A 20,213-nucleotide genomic window follows, 5' to 3' on the forward strand; every position below is an offset into this window, starting at 1 on the left:
CACCGTCGCGAAGGGACGCGGAGCGTCCCGGGCGGCATTCCCACGCGGAGCGTGGGAACGATCAGATGAGGCTAGCGCTCGCGCATCGCCTCGGTCCGCGCCTTCAGCACCGGTTTGAGCAGGTAATCCAGCACACTTTTCTCCCCGGTAATGATGTCCACCGTCGCCACCATCCCCGGAATGATCAGCAGCGGTTTCACATCCCCGCCCAAATGGTTTTTGTCGGTTCGCACCTGGATCAGGTAGAAGCTGTTGCCCTTATCGTCGGTGATGGTATCGGCGCCGATCAGCTCAAGCTTGGCGCTGAGCCCGCCGTAGATCGTGTAATCGTAGGCGCTGAACTTGACCATGGCTTTCTGGCCCGGATGCAGGAACGCCACGTCCTGCGGCCGCACCTTGGCCTCGATCAACAGGTTGTCTTCCAGCGGCACGATTTCCACCATGTCGCTGCCCGGCTGCACCACGCCGCCGATGGTGTTGACCTTCATCTGCTTGATCACCCCGCGCACCGGCGAGGTCACGGTGGTGCGGCTGACGCGGTCGTCGATGGCGATGCTCGACGCGGTGATTTTCGACAGGTCGGTGCGTTTCTCGTTGAGCTCTTTGGCCGCCTCGGAGCGGAAGGTCTGTTCCGATTCGTCGATCTTGCTCTTGATCTCGTTGATCGCCGATTCGGCCCGGGGAATGGCGAGGGTCGTGGCATTCAACGAACCACGAATTTCCACAGCGCTACGACGTAGCCGGAGGATCTCCACGGGCGATACCGCGCCGGTTTTCACCAGCGGTTCCGACATGTTCATTTCCTGTTGCAGCAGCGCCAGGCTCGAACTGTATTGCCCCTGTTTCGAGCGAAACTCGGCCAGCTCCTGCGCCTTTTGCCGCAGTTGTTCGCTGAGGGTGCGTTGCTCGCTGGCCAGCCGGCGTTGACGTTGCTCGTACAGCGAGCGCTCGTCCTCGGCGACTTGCGGGGCCTTGGCAATCACCTCGTCCGAGAGCTTGAACGGCCGGCCTTCGGCTTCGGCGGACAGGCGTTCGACCTGCGCGGTCAGAGCATAACGATCAGCCTCGCTCTCACCCTTGTTCGACAGAAACCGCGTGTCATCCAGGCGCAGCAAGGTGTCGCCCTTGCTGACCATTTGCCCTTCACGGACGAAGATCTCGGTGACGATCCCGCCCTCGAGGTTCTGGATCACCTGGACCTTGCTCGACGGAATCGCCTTGCCTTCACCCATGGTCACTTCCTGAAGCACGGCGAACTTGGCCCAGACCAGCGCACTGATCAGCAGCGCCGCCGCCAGCCACACGGTGATGCGCGACCAGCGCGGCGAATCCTGCAACGAGGCGCCGGCGGTTTCCGGCATGAATTCGGCTTCGGCGCTTTTACCGAAACTGTCGAAGTAACCGCGCGGTTTTGAAGAGGAGGAAGCAGACATGGGGTAACTCCTAGACCGCTGCCGAGCCGACCCGGCCCTTGCGCAGTGCATCGATGACCGCTTCTTTCGGACCGTCGGCGACGATCCGGCCGTTGTCCAGCACCAGCAACCGGTCCACCAGACTCAGCATCGAAGTGCGGTGGGTGACCAGCAGCAGCGTCTTGCCTTGCACCCAGCCGTGCAGCTTCTGGCGCAGGACGTCTTCGCTGCTGTTGTCCATGGCGCTGGTGGGTTCGTCGAGCAGCATGATCGGCGGGTCGAGCAGCAGCGCCCGCGCCAGTAACACCGCCTGGCGCTGGCCGCCGGAGAGCAATTGCCCGCGCTCGCCCACCGGCCGGTCGAAGCCTTGCGGGTGCTGCCGTGCAAGCTCGGTGACGCCGGTCAGTTCGGCCACTTCGAGCATGCGTGAATCGCTGATATAGCGGGCACCGAGGGTCAGGTTGTCACGCAGGCTGCCGGCCAGCAGCGGAAGATCGTGGGCGACGTAACCGATCTGCTGGCGCAGGTCGGCGACATCCAGTTGTCGCAGGTCGAGGCCGTCGAGCAGCAACTGGCCTTCTTCCGGTTCGTAGAAGCCCATCACCAGCCGCGCCAACGTGCTTTTGCCCGAGCCGCTGCGGCCAATGATGCCGATCCGCTCGCCGGGTTTGAGGCTGAAGCTGACGTTGCTCAGGGCCGGCGAGTTCTGGCCGTTGTAGTGGAAGGTCACGGCGTTGGCGTCCAGCGCGCCTTGTAGTTGCGTGCGCTCCAGCGGCCGTTGTTTACCGTCGCGCTCCTGGGGCAGGGACATCAGCGCGTCGGTGCTTTTCATGGTCAGTTGCGCTTGCTGGTAGCGGGTGATCAGCCCGGCGATCTGGCCCAGCGGCGCGAGCACGCGGCTGCCGAGCATGTAAGTCGCTACCAGCGCGCCGACGCTGAGGTTGCCGGCGATGATGCTGTAGACCCCGGCCACAATCGTCGCCATCCCCGAAAACTGCTGGATGAACAGCGTGCCATTGGTGGCCAGCGCCGAGAGGTTGCGCGCGTGACTGTCGAGGCGGGTGAGGGCGCCGTGGGTGCTTTCCCACTTGTGCTGGCGCTCGCTTTCGGCGCTGCACGCCTTGAGGGTTTCCAGGCCGCCGAGGGTTTCGATCAGCAACGCCTGACGCTCGGCGCCGAGGCTCAGGCTTTTCTGCACGGTGTCGCGCAGACGGGCCTGAATGATCATTGCGAACACGATCGTGATCGGAAACGCCAGCAGTGGAATCACCACCAGCCAGCCGCCGAGCAGGCCGATCACCACCAGCATCAACACCACGAAGGGCAGGTCGATCAGGCTGGTCAGGGTCACGGCGGTGAGAAATTCCCGCAGGCCCTGAAAGTCGTGAATGCTCTGGGCGAATCCGCCGATGGTCGCCGGCCGGGCCTTCATCGACATGCCGGTGATGCGCTCGAATAAAGTGGCGGAAAGGATCACATCAGTCTTCTTGCCGGCAGTGTCCAGCAGATGCGCACGCACCACTCGCAGCACCAGTTCGAAACCGGTGCCGATCAGCAACCCGATCGACAGCACCCACAACGTTGAGGTGGCCTGGTTCGGCACCACGCGGTCGTAGGTCTGCATGACAAACAGCGGCACCATCAGGCCCAGCAGGTTGATCAGGAAACTGGCGAGGATCGCGTCGCTGTACAGCCATTTCGACAGCTTCAGGGTGTCGCGAAACCACGCTTGCACCCGTGGCACCAACGGTGAGCGCAGGTCTTCCAGTTCATGCCGTGGCCGGGCGAACAACGCCTGGCCGCTGTAGTGTTCGGTGAGTTCTTCACGGCTGACCCATTGCTCGCCGCCGTCGGCTTCGCTGGGCAGGATCAGCGCCTTGCCGTCTTCGGAAAAACGCCGCAGCACCGCCGTGCGCCCGTTGCCGAGCAGCAACAGTACCGGCAGGTTCAGCGGAGAAATGTCTTTGAGTTCCCGGCGCAGCAAGCGCGCCTGCAACCCGGCCCGGGCTGCGGCGCGGGGCAGCAGGTCCAGGCTCAGGCGTTGTTTGTCCAGGGGCAGCCCGGCGCTCAGGCTGGCGCGACTGACCGTCGCGCCATGCAGTTTGCAGAGGATCAACAGACCGTCGAGCAACGGGTCATCGAAACTCAGCCGCGGATCGATCCCGGTGTTACCGGGTTGCATGCTGGTCATATTGATCGCTCCCCTGGCACTACTTCAGTTGATCGTTCCCACGTCGAGGCGTCGAACCGTCCGCGTGGGAATGCCTCTAGGGACGCTCAGCGTCCAGTGACGCGGAGCGTCACGGGCTGCATTCCCACGCAGAGCGTGGGAACGATCAGATCACAGCTTTCGACAGCTCCGGCAGCGTGGTTATTTCAGCTCGGGCAAGCGCGCTTCGTTTTTCACCTCGGTCGCGGCAATCGCATCGGCCGGCAGCACGACCCGCTGCTTGTTCAACAACTGGCCCATGTTCGCCAGCACGCGGTACATCGAATATTCCTCGGTGTAGCGGATTTCGGTGTAACGGCGGTTGGCGTTGTACAGCTCGTTTTCACTGTCGAGCAGGTCGAGCAGGGTGCGCTGGCCGAGGCCGAACTGATCCTGATACGCGGCGCGTACACGCTTGGTGGTTTCAGCGTATTCACGGGCGGTCGGGGTTTGCTTCTTGGCGTTGACCATGGCGTTCCAGGCCAGGTGAATGTTCTCGTTGAGCTGGCGCAGGGCGTTGTTGCGGATGTCCATCGCCTGATTGATCTGGTGCGCGTCGGAGGCCAGTCGTGCCTTGTCGCTGCCGCCACGGAACAGGTTGTAGTTCATCACCACGCCGACCCGCCATTCGTTGTCGTGGCCTTCGTCGCCCTGCACGTTGTTGTTGGCGCCGACCGCCGCTTCCGCATCGAAGCGTGGGTAGAACGGCGACTTGGCGACTTCGTACTGGCTCTCGGCCGATTGCACGTCAGCCTGGGCGGATTTCAGGTACGGGTTGTTCTCGACCATGCTCTGCTGGGCTTCGGGCAGGGTGGCGGGCAATTCGCCGCGGGTCGAGGCGGGGGTTTCCAGTTCATCCGGCATGCGCCCGACCACGCTGTAGAAGTTCGACTCGGCGTCGGCCAGATCGACTTCGGCGGTGTCGAGGTTGTTCTGCGCCAGTGCCTTACGGGCGACCGATTGATCGGAGTCGGCGGTGCTGCCCACGCCGCGCTCGGTGCGCAGGCCGATCTGGTCGTTGACGCGCAAGTGCGCCTGCAGGTTGTTCCTGGCCAGGGTCACCAGTTCACGGCGCTTGAGCACTTCGAGGTAGACCTCGATGGTGCGCAGGGCCAGGTCCTGGGCGGTGCCTTGCGCGTAATAGGCGCGCGAGTTGGAAACGCCCTTGGTGCGCTCGACTTCGTTGGCAGTGTTGAAACCGTCGAACAGCATCTGCCGCAGACGCAACTCGGACTGGGTGTAATTGAGGATTTCGGTGTGGTGATTACCGAAGGCCCGGGTGTTGGTGTTGTCGCTGTAGCCGCGCCCGTAAGCAGCGTTCAGATCCACCGACGGATAGAAGCCGCCCTTGGCGACTTTCACTTGTTCATCAGCTGACAGGCGCGCGTCCACGCGCGAGGCAAGTTCCGGGTGGGTGGCGATGGTGCTCTGGATCGCTTCGGTGAGGTTCATGGCCTGGGCTTGGGAAGTGCAAGCCATGGCCAGCAAAACCGCGCTGCAGAGGGGGGTTAGTACGCGCATGGGTGCATCTCCCTGAGTCCTGATGGTGTTCCGCTGTCGCCAATTTATTGACGATATTTTTAGTAGAAAGCGTTTCATGCCTGTAACAACAGAGCTAAGAACATCCTGAAGCGTAGCTAAGAAAAAATTTTCATATGGGTTATGCCAAAAAAAACTTATGCGGTTCGCCAAATCCAGCACATTGTTCCACTCGAAAGCCTTTGTTTTATGCGCTTTAGGGAGCACAGAAAGGCTTGAGGAAAGTTCCACTCACTTTGCGACATACGGCGAAGTACTGCTAAAGGGGAGGGACGCGTAGCGGCTGATGAGCGACATTTTTTTGTCACTCGGGTGATTCACCACCGTTACGTAGCGTTAGTGGGCCTGCTGCATCGAACAGAGATTCCAAGTGCTTGATGGCGCTGGAGTTTCTGGATTTGCGCAACCTGCGAAACGAACTGTCGAGGTGCGAGCGTCGCCCCGACAACCCGCTTGAGCCATGGGCTGCTTCGCGAACCAGCGCCGACGGTGGTCGGCAGCGGAGGAATGCACATGGCAACGCTCATCGGGATCGTCACTAAAGTCATTGGTCAGGTTTTCGCTCAATCGGCAGACGGCATTCGCCGCCCATTGGTCGAAGGCGATCGGCTGTTTGCAGGGGATCAATTGATCACCGGGGCGGAGGGCGCGGTTGCCGTCCATCTGCAAAATGGCCAGGAGCTGACCCTCGGCCGCGACAGCAGCCTGACCATGACCGGCCAGTTGCTCGCCGATCAGGCCGCCCACGTCAATGCCCCGGAAGCGGTGACCCCGAGCGAGTCGCAACTGACCGACGTCGAACAGATCCAGAAAGCCATTGCCGCCGGCGATGACCCGACCAAAACCGCCGAAGCGACAGCGGCCGGCCCCGGAGCCACCGGTGGCGCGCCGGGCGCACTGGGTGGCGGTCACAGTTTCGTGTTGTTGACTGAAGTGGCGGGCCGGGTCGATCCGGTCATCGGTTTCCCCACCGCCGGTTTCAATGGCATTCCCGAGTTTCCCGAAGAACGCCACAACGCGGTGATCGACAACGGTGACGACACCGCGCCGATCGCTCCACCACCACCGCCAGTCAACAATCCGGTCACACTCACCGGGCTGTCTGTTGCCGGTGGCGAATTGAATCTCAACGAAGCCAATCTGCCCGACGGTTCCGCCGCCAACCCTGGCGCGCTGACCCAGACCGGCAGCTTCACGGTGTCGGCGCCGGACGGTCTGAGCAGCCTGAGCATCGGCGGCATCAACGTGATTGTCGGCGGCGTGCCGATCGGTTTCCCGCAATCGATCACCACACAACTGGGCAACACCCTGACCATCACCGGCTACAACCCGGCCACCGGCACGGTCAGCTACAGCTACACCCTCAACGGCAACGAAACCCACGCGGCGGGCGACGGTGTCAATAACCTCAGCGAACAATTCACCGTGATCGCCGGCGACAGCAATGGCGACACCGCCACTGGCACGCTGGACGTCAACATCACCGACGACGTGCCGAAAGCGTTCGATGACAACAACGGTACGGCGACAGAGACTCAACTGACGCTGACCGGCAACGTCCTGACCAACGACGTGCAAGGTGCCGACCGCGTGCCTGTCGGCGAAAACGCCGGCCCGATCACCGCCGGTACATTCGTCGGGACTTACGGCACCCTGGTGCTGAATGCCAACGGCACCTACACCTACACGCTGAATACCAGTGATGCGGACTTCAAGAATCTGCATGGCGGTGGCAATGGCACTGAGACTTTCACTTACACCCTGACCGATGCCGACGGCGACACCAGCACCGCGAACCTCGTGCTGCAGATTCATAACAACGACGATCCTGTGGTCATCAACGGGTTGAACGTCGAGGGCGGTGAACTCACCGTCTACGAGAAAAACCTCGGCGACGGCAGCAGCCCCGATGCTCCAGCCCTGACTCAAAGCGGCACCTTCACCATCACCGCACTGGACGGCGTCACCACCCTGACCATCGGCGGCATCGCCGTCGTCACCAACGGTGTAGCCGCAGGCTTCCCACAATCGGTGACTACACCACTGGGCAGCACTCTGACCATCACCGGCTTCAACGCCGCCACCGGCGTCGTCAGCTATAGCTACACCCTGGTCGACAACGAAGCGCATCCAACCGCCAACGGTGCCAACGTGCTGAGCGAGCAATTCGCCGTGACCGTGGTCGATGACAACGGCACCACCGCCAACGCGACGCTGGACGTGAACATCGTCGACGACCTGCCAAAAGGCGTGGACGACAGCAACGCCGGTACTGCTTCGGAAACCAATCTCACACTGAGCGGCAACGTCCTGACCAACGACGTGCAGGGCGCCGACCGTGTACCGACCGGCCCGAATGCCGGCCCGATCACGGCGGGCACTTTCACTGGTACTTACGGAACCTTGGTGCTGAATGCCAACGGCACGTACACCTACACGCTGAACACCGGCGACGCCGATTTCAAAGCGCTGCACGGCGGTGGAAACGGCACTGAAACCTTCACCTACACCATCACCGATGCCGACGGCGACACCAGCACCGCGAACCTCGTCCTGCAGATCCACAACAACGACGATCCGGTGATCATCAATGGCCTCGACGTGAACGGCGGCGAGCTCACCGTTTACGAAAAAAACCTCGGCGACGGCAGCAGCCCCGATGCTCCAGCCCTGACCCAAAGCGGCACCTTCACCATCACTGCTCTCGATGGTGTCACCACCCTGACCATCGGTGGCATCGCCGTGGTCACCAACGGTGTAGCCGTAGGCTTCCCGCAATCGGTGACCACGCCACTCGGCAGCACGCTGACCATCACTGGTTTCAACGCTGCGACCGGCGTCGTCAGCTACAGCTACACCCTGGTCGACAACGAAGCGCATCCAACCGCCAACGGCGCCAACGTGCTCAACGAGCAGTTCGCCGTGACCGTGGTCGACGACAACGGCACCACCGCCAACGCGACACTGGACGTGAACATCGTCGACGACTTGCCAAAAGGCGTGGACGACAGCAACGCCGGGACAGCTTCGGAAACCAACCTCACGCTGAGCGGCAACGTCCTGACCAACGACGTGCAAGGCGCCGACCGTGTACCGACCGGCCCGAACGCCGGCCCGATCACGGCGGGCACTTTCACCGGGACTTACGGGACTCTGGTGCTGAACGCCAACGGCACATACACCTACACCCTCAACACCAACGATGCAGACTTCAAAAACCTGCACGGCGGCGGCAACGGCACTGAAACCTTCACCTACACCATCACCGATGCCGACGGCGATACCAGCACCGCGAACCTCGTCCTGCAGATCCACAACAACGACGACCCGGTGATCATCAACGGCCTCGACGTGAATGGCGGCGAACTCACCGTCTACGAAAAAAACCTCGGCGACGGCAGCAGCCCCGATGCTCCAGCCCTGACCCAAAGCGGCACCTTCACCATCACTGCTCTCGATGGTGTCACCACCCTGACCATCGGTGGCATCGCCGTGGTCACCAATGGCGTGGCGGCAGGCTTCCCGCAATCGGTGACCACGCCACTGGGCAGCACGCTGACCATCACCGGCTTCAACGCGGCGACCGGCGTCGTCAGCTACAGCTACACCCTGGTCGACAACGAAGCGCATCCAACCGCCAACGGCGCCAACGTGCTCAACGAGCAATTCGCCGTGACCGTGGTCGATGACAACGGCACCACCGCCAACGCGACACTGGACGTGAACATCGTCGACGACTTGCCAAAAGGCGTGGACGACAGCAACGCCGGGACTGCCTCGGAATCCAACCTCACCTTGAGTGGCAACGTCCTGACCAACGACGTGCAAGGCGCTGACCGCGTGCCTGTCGGCGAAAACGCCGGCCCGATCACCGCCGGCACGTTCACCGGGACTTACGGGACATTGGTGCTGAATGCCAACGGCACGTACACCTACACCCTCAACACCAGCGACGCCGACTTCAAGGCCTTGCACGGCGGCGGCAATGGCACCGAGACCTTCACCTACACCATCACCGACGCCGACGGCGACACCAGCACCGCGAACCTCGTCCTGCAGATCCACAACAACGACGATCCGGTGATCATCAACGGCCTCGACGTGAACGGCGGCGAGCTCACCGTTTACGAGAAAAACCTCGGCGACGGCAGCAGCCCCGATGCTCCAGCGCTGACCCAAAGCGGCACCTTCACCATCACAGCTCTCGATGGTGTCACCACCCTGACCATCGGTGGCATCGCCGTGGTCACCAATGGCGTGGCGGCAGGCTTCCCGCAATCGGTGACCACGCCACTGGGCAGCACGCTGACCATCACTGGCTTCAACGCTGCGACCGGCGTCGTCAGCTACAGCTACACCCTGGTCGACAACGAAGCGCATCCAACCGCCAACGGCGCCAACGTGCTCAACGAGCAATTCGCCGTGACCGTAGTCGATGACAACGGCACCACCGCCAATGCCACGTTGGACGTGAACATCGTCGACGACCTGCCAAAAGGCGTGGACGACAGCAACGCCGGGACAGCTTCGGAAACCAACCTCACGCTGAGCGGCAACGTCCTGACCAACGACGTGCAAGGCGCCGACCGTGTACCGACCGGCCCGAATGCCGGCCCGATCACGGCGGGCACTTTCACCGGGACTTACGGGACTCTGGTGCTGAACGCCAACGGCACGTACACCTACACGCTGAACACCAACGATGCGGACTTCAAAAACCTGCACGGCGGCGGCAACGGCACTGAAACCTTCACCTACACCATCACCGATGCCGACGGCGATACCAGCACCGCCAACCTGGTGCTGAACATCCACAACAACGACGATCAGGTCTACCTCAACGGCCTCGACGTCAACGGCGGTGAACTCACCGTCTACGAGAAAAACCTCAGCGACGGCACCAGCCCCAACACCCCGGCGCTGACCCAAAGCGGCACCTTCACCGTCACCGCCCTCGACGGTCTGCAAACCCTGACCGTGGGCGGCATTGCCGTGATCACCAATGGTGTGGCAGCAGGCTTCCCGCAATCAACCGTCACTCCGCTGGGCAGCACGCTGACCATCACCGGTTACGACCCGGCCACGGGCGTGGTCAGCTACAGCTACACCCTGGTGGATAACGAAACCCATCCGACCGCCAACGGCGCCAACAGCATCACCGAAAACTTCAACGTGGTGGCGACCGACACCGACGGCAGCACCGCCACCGGGCAGATCAACGTCAACATCATCGACGACCTGCCGACCGCCAAACCCGACGCGACGTCGGTGCAGGAGGGCGGCACCGTCAGCGGCAACGTGCTGGACAACGACATCGGCGGCGCCGACGGCCCGGCTGCCAGTGGCGCGGTAGTGGGCGTGCGCGCCGGCTCCGACACCTCGACCTCGGCCATCGGCGGCCTCAACAGCAACATCAACGGCACTTACGGCTACCTGACCCTCGACGCCAGCGGCAACGCGGTCTATCACAGCAACCCGAATGCCGTGAGCGGCCCGGGCGCGGTGGACGTGTTCGTGTACACCGTGCGCGATTCCGACGGCGATGAAAGCACCACCACCATCACCATCGACGTGTCCAACAGCAAACTGTGCGCGGTCAGCGACACCGACGTCACCGTGTACGAAAAAGCCCTCGACCTGACCAAGGACGGGCAAGACCTGGCCCCTGGCACGGTCACCGGCAGCGATCCGACCAGCACCGGGGAAACCGCGTCCGGCACGCTGGTCGGCTCGGTCACCGGTGCGGTCGGTGCGATCAGCTACGCGCTGGTCGGCAGCGCCACCGGCAACTACGGGCAGATCGTGCTCAACCCCGACGGCACGTACACCTACACCCTGACCTCACCGGCCAGCACCACCCCGCACGCCGACGATGGCGCCAACACCCTGACCGAAACCTTCACCTACCAGGCCACCGATTCGCTGGGCAACGTCGTCACCAGCACCATCGTGGTCAGCATCGTCGATGACGTGCCGAAGGCGATCAACGACAGCAACGCCAGCACCGCGTCGGAAACCCAGTTGACCCTCAACGGCAACGTGCTGACCAACGACGTGCAAGGCGCCGACGTGGTGGCGACCGGCCCGAATGCGGGCCCGATCACCCCCGGCACCTTCACCGGCACTTACGGCACTCTGGTGCTGAACGCCAACGGCACGTACACCTACACGCTGAACACCAACGATGCAGACTTCAAAAACCTGCACGGCGGTGGCAATGGCACCGAGACCTTCACCTACACCCTGACCGATGCCGACGGCGATACCAGCACTGCGAATCTGGTGCTGAACATTCACAACAACGACGATCCGGTGGTCCTCAACGGCCTCGACGTGAATGGCGGCGAGCTGACCGTCTATGAGAAAAACCTCAGCGACGGCACCAGCCCCAACACTCCGGCGCTGACCCAGAGCGGCACTTTCACCGTCACCGCGCTCGACGGTCTGCAAACCCTGACCGTGGGCGGCATCGCCGTGATGACCAACGGCGTGGCCGCCGGCTTCCCGCAATCGACCGTCACCCCGCTGGGCAGCACGCTGACCATCACCGGTTACAACCCGACTACCGGCGTGGTGAGTTACAGCTACACCCTGGTCGATAACGAAACCCACCCGAACGCCAACGGCGCCAACAGCATCACCGAGAACTTCAACGTGGTGGCGACGGACACCGACGGCAGCACGGCGACCGGGCAGATCAACGTCAACATCATCGACGACCTGCCGACCGCCAAACCCGACACCGGCTCGGTGGCGGAGGGCGGCACGGTCAACATCAGCGTGCTGGGCAACGATGTCAGCGGCGCAGATGGCGCGGCGATCGTGGTCGGCGTGCGCGCCGGCAGTAACACTGCGACCTCGGCCATCGGTGGCCTCGGCAACAACATCAACGGCAGCTACGGTTACCTGACCCTTGATGCGGCCGGCAACGCGGTCTATCACAGCAACCCGAACTCGGTGAGCCCGCCGGGCGCCACCGACACCTTCACCTACACCATCCGCGACAGTGACGGCGACGAAAGCACCACCACCATCACCGTCAACGTCGCCGACAGCAAACTCGTGGCCTCGACCGATCAGGACGTGACCGTCTACGAAAAAGCCCTCGACCTGACCAAGGACGGCCAAGACCTGGCCCCCGGCACGGTCACCGGCAGCGACCCGAGCAACACCGGCGAAACCGCGACCGGCACGCTGGTCGGTTCGGTCAGCGGCGGCAGCGGGGCGATCACCTACACCCTGGTCGGCAGCGCCACCGGCACTTACGGGCAGATCCAGCTCAACGCCGACGGCACCTACACCTACACCCTGACCTCGGCGCCGAAAACCACGCCGAACGCCAACGACGGGCCGAACACCCTGAGCGAAAGTTTCACCTACAAGGCCACCGATGCGCTGGGCAACAGCACCACCAGCACCATCGTGGTCAACATCGTCGACGACGTGCCAAAAGCGGTGGCGTCGGATCGTTCGGTAACGGCGGTGGAGATCGACTCCAACATCCTCATCGTCCTCGACATCTCCGGCAGCATGGCCGACGCCTCCGGCGTACCGGGCCTGTCGCGGCTGGAGCTGGCCAAGCAGGCGATCAGCGCCTTGCTCGACAAGTACGACGATCTGGGCGACGTGAAAGTGCAACTCGTCACCTTCAGCAGCAACGCCACTGACCGCACTTCGGTGTGGGTCGATGTTGCGACGGCCAAGACGATACTGGCCGGCCTCAGCGCGGGCGGCGGCACCAACTACGACGCGGCCGTGGCGACCATGTACAACGCGTTCAACACCTCGGGCAAACTCACCGGGGCGCAGAACGTCGGCTACTTCTTCTCCGACGGCAAACCCAACGAGGGTGACATCGGCACCGCCGACGAAGCGACGCTCAAGGCGTTCCTCGACGCCAACAACATCAAGAACTACGCAATCGGCCTGGGCAGCGGCGTGAGCAACGCCAACCTCGATCCGCTGGCGTACGACGGCATCACGCACACCAACACCAACGCGGTGGTGGTCACCGACCTCAATCAACTGAACTCGGTGTTGTCCGGCACTGTGCAGGGCGCGCCGGTTACCGGTTCGCTGCTGGGCGAGGGCGGCACGTTCGGCGCCGATGGCGGGTTCATCAAATCCATCGTGGTCGACGGCACCACCTACACCTATGACCCGAAAGCCAACGGCGGCCAGGGTTCACTGGTCGCCAGCGGCGGCGCCAACCACGGCACGTTCAACACGGTGAACAACACCCTGAGCATCGCCACCAACAACAGCGGCACCCTGGTGGTGAATCTCGATACCGGCGACTACAGCTACACCTCGCAGAAAACCACCGCCGTGGTGATTACCGAGAACATCGGCTTCACCCTCAGCGACAACGACGGCGACCTCGCCAGCTCGACCCTGACCGTGAAAGTGATCCCCAACGCGCCTCCGGTGGCGGCGGACGACCACGTCATCACCAATGTGCTGTCGGGCAACATCGTGGTGCCGGGCGAACTGCTGCTGGCCAACGACACCGACCCGAACGGCGACACCCTCAACGCCACGCCAACCTCGTTCAACACCGGCTGGATCTCCAAATCGGCAGACTTCACCGGCACCGGCGCGATCAGCTTCACCGGCACCAACGCCAACACCGCCGCCAACCAGAACCTGGCCAACGTGCGTAATTCGTTCAGCGCCAACGCCGCGACCATGACCGCCGTGCTGGTGGTCAGCGGCTACCTCGGCGCGGTGACCAACACCAACGCCAACGATGAAGACCGCATCACCGTCAACCTGCGCCAGGGCGAAACCCTCAACCTGGACCACAACCTGGCGGCCGGTCACATCACCATGGAGTACTCGAACAACGGCGGCGCCTACATCGCCCTCGCGGACGGCCAGACCCTGACCGCGACGTCCGATGGCGTCTACCAGATCCACATCACCAACATCACCAACACCACGGGCAGCAACGCCAACGCGGCGGAAAACTACCAGCTGACCATGACCCTCAACTACGCCGGGGCCCACGACATTACCCCGGACTACCACGGCACCTACACCGCCAATGACAACCACGGCGGCAGCGACACGGCAAACGTGACCATCAGCTATCAGGACGGCCACACCCTCACCGGCACCTCGGGCGATGACGTACTGGTGGCCGGCACCGGCGACAACATCATCAACGCCGGCGACGGCAACGACGTGCTCACCGCAGGCTCCGGCAACAACGAACTGCACGGCGGCGCCGGCAACGACTTGCTCTACAGCGGCCCGGGCAACGACCTGCTCGACGGCGGAACCGGCATCGACACCGCCAGCTATGCCCACGCCACCGCCGGGGTGACGGTCAACCTCGGCCTGCTCGGTGCGCAAAACACCATTGGCGCCGGGACGGACACCCTGACCGGTATCGAAAACCTCGTCGGCTCGAACTTCAACGACACCCTCACCGGCGACAACAATAACAACGTGATCAACGGCGGCCTGGGCAACGACATCCTCAATGGCGGCGGGGGCGATGACCTGCTGATCGGCGGGATGGGCAACAACACTCTCACCGGCGGGCCGGGCGCCGACACCTTCCAGTGGCTCAAGGGCAACAGCGGTCACGACCTCGTCACCGACTTCACCCCCGGCACCGACAAGCTCGACCTGTCGCAACTGCTGCAAGGTGAAAACGGCACGTCGGCGTCGCTGGATGACTACCTGCACTTCACCGTCACCGGCAGCGGCGCCTCGGTCATGACCAGCATCGACGTCAGCGCCATGGCCGGCGCCACGCCGAACCAGACCATCGACCTGGCCGGCGTCAACCTGGCCAGCCACTACGGTGTAACACCGGGCGCGGGCGGGTTGATTGCCAGCGGTCATGACACGGCGACGATCATCAACGGGATGTTGAATGATCATTCGTTGAAGGTGGACACGGTTTGATCTGAACGCTGAAACGACAAAACCCGCCGTCCCGAGTAATCGGGACGACGGGTTTTTTCTTGGATTGATCGTTCCCACGTCGAGGCGTCGAACCGTCCGCGTGGGAATGCCTCAATGGACGCTCTGCGTCCGCTTTTTGGGACGCGGAGCGTCCCGGGCTGCATTCCCACGCAGAGCGTGGGAACGATCAGGCGGCGGTCAGGCTACAGCGGACGCCTCAGCCTTCAACTCCAGATTATCCAGCACCCGATTCACCGCCAGCTCACCCAGCATGATCAGCTGCGCAATCCCCAAAAGCACATGTCGATGCGAGCCATCCACCAACCCGGCGAAGTCATTGGCCATGGTCTTGGCCGAAGTCAGGGTTTCGCAGGCGTCAGCCAGCAGTTCTTCGCTGTCGATGCCGGGGGCGATGAGGTAGCGGGTGTTGGGTTTGAGCAGCGGTTTTCGGGGGAGGAGGGGATTGAGGTAGTGATCGAGCGCGCGCTCGGCGGCTTCGTGGAATTTCTTTGAATCGAGGGTTTCGTAGGGCGAGGTGGTGTCGGTTTCGGGTGGGTTTGGCGTGGGTTTGATCATGGTGAAGCTCCTTGAGAAATGGAGCCGTCATCCATCGCTGCTAAACGAATTAGGTGGCGGCTGAACGCGGGTTAGCAGACCAGGCTCAAGGATCCCGGCGCACCGAAGTGCCCCACGTCAGCCGCCATAACAAAACATTGGCGACACCAACGTGCCTTGAAGTTAACCGGGCTGCTAAACCCGATCGCTGCTTTTCAGCGACCGCCAAACAATAGAACCCGCCCCCAAGGCGCACAAGCCGGCGGATTCTGGCGGATGCGTAGGCAAAGGCGCAAGGTTGCGTGGCTTTGCGGACATAACCTTAAACACACTTCAACATGGTTTTTCGATGGCGCTTAAAAGAAACCCGCCCTCCCAGTTGAAGGGAAGAGCGGGGGGGCATGGTTGGGACTAGAAAATAAATGCGCCCCATTTATTACGCATTTATTACATTTTTCTTGACTTGTTGCGTCCGCTTTTTCTCGCCGTAAACAAGCGAGTTCACTTTCGGCGCTATTGATTCAAAATTGCAATACTCTCGAATATATCAGAATGCCCTGGAGTTCCGGGCACAGGGTGATTTCCCTCATGTTGAGCTATGATGTAATAAAGGTTGCCGGAGTATATGTGAGTTGATGCATTCAGTAGTGGTGAGAAAGGCTTGAGGACAATAAATTTGATCTCAAGTATTGTAGTCCAATCGCTAGTCATCTGTTGCCATGATGCGTACGGAGTTGCGTTGTTTTCTCTTGCCCATTGAAGGTATTGGCTGCGATTTATGGGTGAATCGCTTTGTGTATGTACGTACTTTTTTACATTGCTGCAAGTAACTTTATAATTTTTAACTTGGCCTATTTTGTCCTCCACTGTGATGTCGGCCGTTCCGTTCCCCTCACTGCACACCAATCCATTATCATCAACCGAGGCAATCAAACTGTTAGAGGTTTTATATTTGTAAGGACCGACTCCACCTATTGCTTGGCGGATTGAACTAGTTCCGGAAGGATTCCCGACTTTCTCCCATTTGAGCGAAGTGCCCTCGATTGAGATATTGGCTCCGTTCAAATTCATCTGAGATGGATCAATCCATAGTGGAGTTACTACGGTAAAAGTTCGCGCTGCCGAGGTCGCCCCCGACGCATACAACGCCTTGGCACTGAAGCTATGTGGTGTGGCCGTCAGGTCGGTCACCGTCAGGCCGATCACCGTCAGGTCGGTCACCGTCAGGCCGGTCACCGTCAGGCCGGTCACCGTCAGCGTCCAGATCCCGGTCGTTGGATCGGCAGTGGGCTGACCTTTGGACACGGTGCCCAGCAGCACATCGACCTTCTGGCCCTTGGCGGCGGCGCCGGTCAGGATCACGCTGGTTTCGACAGTGTAACCGGCGTTAGGGATTTCCACATTGCTCGGCAAGCCCTTGACCGAGGTGATGGTCGGCTCCGTGGCTGCCGTTACCGTCAACGAACGCGGGTCGGATGTCTGTCCTGAACCGTACAGCGCCTGTGCCGTGAATGTGTGCAACGTGAGTGTCCGGCCGGTGAGTATGTGCCGCCAGATGCCGGTGCCGGGATCGGCTGTGGGTTGGCCATCGGGCGTCGCGTCATCGCGTAGCTGAACCTTCTGGCCCTTGGCGGCCGTGCCGATAAGCGTCACGCTGGTATCGACGGTGTAGCGACCGGGCAGGATTTCGTCGCCTTTGGAATCCTCAGCTTTTGTGATGACCGGTTTTACATCCGGAATTGCCTTGACTGTGTAGGTCCGCAACGGAAAAGGTACCGCCTCGGCTTCGTTCGGGCTGCCTCCCAACGCGGCTTTGAATTCGATGGAGAACAATGAGCCATGCTTCAGATTTTTGAATTCGTTCAAAAACGTAGCAGAGAGGCTAGAGTTGTAATAACCATTAGTTATCCAACCGTCATTGGTGACGGGCCCCGGTTGGGCCCAGAAAACTTTGTCATAGGAGGTGTTGTCGTTGAGTGTCCCCTTGAATCGCAGCCATACCCATTGTCTGAGGGCAATCAACGGCCAGCCCAAGGCGCGTAATGTTGCCGACGACTTGATCGCATCCAGATCCAGCTCTGGCCCGTCGCCGTTATTGGCCGCCTGAAGAATCATTGGCACGTTGGAAAGATCCAGCGCCAGCGACTGTACCGCCAGGGTGCGGATGCCCGAAGGCAGCGGTGTCGCACTCCCGCGTTTCATTGTGTAGCTGACCGTCACCGCTTTGTTCAGGTTGAAAGCCACCACGCTGTTGGCCAGTGAAATCTCCTGCGGCCCGAGCACGGTGACGGTTTTTTCCGGCGCCGTGTATGAGCCTCCCGCCGGCGTGCCCGCTGCGCCGGTCAAGGTGGCAATGATCTTGTCATCGGGCAGCATGCCCACGTAGTCCACGATGGCGGTCAGGGCATCCTTCGCGGCATTCGGGACCAGGCTGGTGTCGTTCGGCGCCTCCTTGATGCGCGGGGCCGTCAGGTCCAGCGCTACGCCCACACTGAACGTCTTTTCATCGGAATAGCTGGTAGGCCGCCCATCCTCCCATTTAATGGAATAAGACGCCTTGACCGTCCCGCCTTCATTGCCCTTGATCAGCTGCGCCCTGATGGTGAACGGCACCGGTTGGCCGGCGGTAAACGAGGACAGCGTGACCCAGTCGCTGTCCGGCCCGGTTTTCGAGCCATTCCAGTAGTAGGTCACCACGTCATCCATGACCGTATTCAGGTATTCCACGATCAGCGTGGTGCCGTCTGTGTCTGCCGGCAATACGCCGTCAACCACGCCCTCCACCTTTGGCTCTGGCAGTTCTTTTTTCGGATCGCCGACGTTCAGAATCTCGGCATGGATCGACTCACGAATGGCATGGGTGGCGTTGACGCGGTTCATCGTGCCCAGCACCGCGTCCTGGCTCAGCAAGTGGTAATACAGCTCCAACGTGCCACCTTGGATCTGTTTGAGATGAAGGCCCAGGACGTTGATCAGCAAGGGCACGCCGTCCTCGATATCGCCATTGCTAATCGGGCGCAACAGCAGGTCGGGTAAATAAGTGCTCTGGTCGGCTCGGGTGCCGAGCCAGAACAGTTGGATCGCCTGGCCGGCAACGAAGGACTTGTCGAATGGAATCTCGATGCGGGTCTGTGGCAGGTCCGGATCGAGGGCGCCTTGCAATGCGTCGCGGGCGACCGGGGCCAGCAGACGCTGGATCTCGCCAATGACACTGATGAACTGGGTTTTGGACAGCAGGTCGGCGGAACCGTCGGCTTTTTTCAGGCGAAAGGACAAGCCGATCTGGGTCTTGGCCAGTTGCCGTATTGCGGCATTGGGAATCGGGATCTCGGGGATGTTTGGCACACTGATCAGCGGCTGGCCGGTGATCTCGATGTCGATCGGCGGCCCTTGAAGCGGTGTGCCCTTGAGCCGGACGATGGGGATGTCACCGACCTCGAACTTGATTTTGCCTGGTTCGTTCACGGCAAGGATCTGCGCCGTGCCATCGGCTTCCCCCAGTTCGTCGGCGTTCAGCTGATTGTTCAGCATTTCCTTGCACAGTGGTGCGCCCAGTCTGTCGGCGTTGACGGCCACCACCACGCGCTGCTCGTAACTCCAGTCTACGGAACGGTTGTCGACAGCGTCATAGACCTCATAGGCCACGGCGACACCGGTATCCCCGGAGTCCTCGCCATCGCGAATGTCCTGCTCGGTGACGTGCACGATAACCGGCACCTTGCCGTCGGCCTCATCCTGGGTCAGCGGTCCGTAGAGCACGTAAACCCAGCCCCAGATCACCTGAATCCGGTCGCCGGCCGCTGCGTTGGGATAGGGCTCTGGCCCGTCGTCAGAGGGGCCGATCGTGATCGGCACGCCGGCGGCAACGTTGTCCTCGTCGATGCCGCCCTCGACAATCTTCCTCGGGATGGTCATTTTAAGTTTCGGGTGGCCCGGGCCTTCGTCGCTGTCATGACCACCGGGGCGGGTGAGCTTGACCCGTACCTGCATCACTTCGGACGGTTCGGGCGGTCCGACCAGTCGGGTGACGGTGTAGGACAGGGTGGTCGAGCGGTTACTGAAACGGGCGGACGGCACAAACATCGACAGCGTGGTGTTCACTTCATGAGCGAAGACAGGTTTGTTGAGTACCGGCTCTCCGCCCAGGGAAATTACCAGCTTGTCGCCCTCGTTCATGACATCCCACGGCTCGGCCCGGCACAGCAAGCCCTTTTCGGGAAAGTTGTCCTCCACGGCCGCAATGTTGAGCCCCCACACATCAGGGTTTTGCGAAACGGGGCCGGTGCGGCCGGGAACATCGAGCGCCTTGAGCACCCGCGAAGATGAACCAGTGGTGTTGTTGACAGTCATGGCGCGAACTCCGATCGAATGGCGGGGCGATGGAGGCATTGAACGGCGCTGTGGCGGAGTTGGCTACTGTCAGAAATTACAGGTGCTCGCAGGTTCAAGACGAACGGTTGTCTTGAGTGCTGAGACGACAAACCCGCTGCTAAACGAATTAGGTGGCGGCTGAATGCGGGTTAGCAGACCAGGCTCAAGGATCCCGGCGCACCGAAGTGCCCCACGTCAGCCGCCATAAC

At 61.7% G+C, this 20,213-nt stretch carries 6 protein-coding genes; 1 reads left to right on the forward strand and 5 read right to left on the reverse strand.

Going from position 1 to position 20,213, the window contains the following annotated elements; genetic code table 11:
* Positions 1 to 71: 71 nt before the first annotated feature.
* The 3 genes from AC0R79_RS08535 to AC0R79_RS08545 all read right to left on the reverse strand — a co-directional run bounded on the left by AC0R79_RS08535 (position 72) and on the right by AC0R79_RS08545 (position 5,142).
* Positions 72 to 1,433 carry an HlyD family type I secretion periplasmic adaptor subunit gene (locus tag AC0R79_RS08535; RefSeq protein WP_085605682.1) on the reverse strand — a complete coding sequence of 454 codons (1,362 nt, stop codon included), beginning with the start codon at positions 1,431 to 1,433 and terminating at the stop codon, positions 72 to 74.
* Positions 1,434 to 1,443: 10 nt separating this feature from the next.
* Positions 1,444 to 3,603 (reverse strand): type I secretion system permease/ATPase, encoded by a 2,160-nt coding sequence (locus AC0R79_RS08540; protein WP_474734088.1) that lies wholly within the window; start codon positions 3,601 to 3,603, stop codon positions 1,444 to 1,446.
* A gap of 180 nt (positions 3,604 to 3,783) precedes the next feature.
* Complete coding sequence (locus AC0R79_RS08545; RefSeq protein WP_007956601.1) at positions 3,784 to 5,142, reverse strand: TolC family outer membrane protein; 1,359 nt, start codon at positions 5,140 to 5,142, stop codon at positions 3,784 to 3,786.
* A 531-nt stretch (positions 5,143 to 5,673) separates the two neighbouring features.
* Here AC0R79_RS08545 and AC0R79_RS08550 point away from each other — a divergent pair.
* On the forward strand, positions 5,674 to 15,078 hold the full coding sequence (locus tag AC0R79_RS08550; protein ID WP_474734090.1) for a retention module-containing protein: 9,405 nt from the start codon (positions 5,674 to 5,676) through the stop codon (positions 15,076 to 15,078).
* Between the two features lie 198 nt (positions 15,079 to 15,276).
* Here AC0R79_RS08550 and AC0R79_RS08555 read toward each other — a convergent pair whose 3' ends face one another.
* Positions 15,277 to 15,654 (reverse strand): DUF6124 family protein, encoded by a 378-nt coding sequence (locus AC0R79_RS08555; protein WP_474734092.1) that lies wholly within the window; start codon positions 15,652 to 15,654, stop codon positions 15,277 to 15,279.
* A gap of 492 nt (positions 15,655 to 16,146) precedes the next feature.
* Positions 16,147 to 19,983, reverse strand: a complete 3,837-nt coding sequence (locus AC0R79_RS08560; RefSeq protein WP_474734094.1) for a hypothetical protein — start codon at positions 19,981 to 19,983, stop codon at positions 16,147 to 16,149.
* Between the last annotated feature and the right edge of the window lie 230 nt (positions 19,984 to 20,213).

It is taken from the genome of Pseudomonas sp. HD57-3, assembly GCF_056113135.1.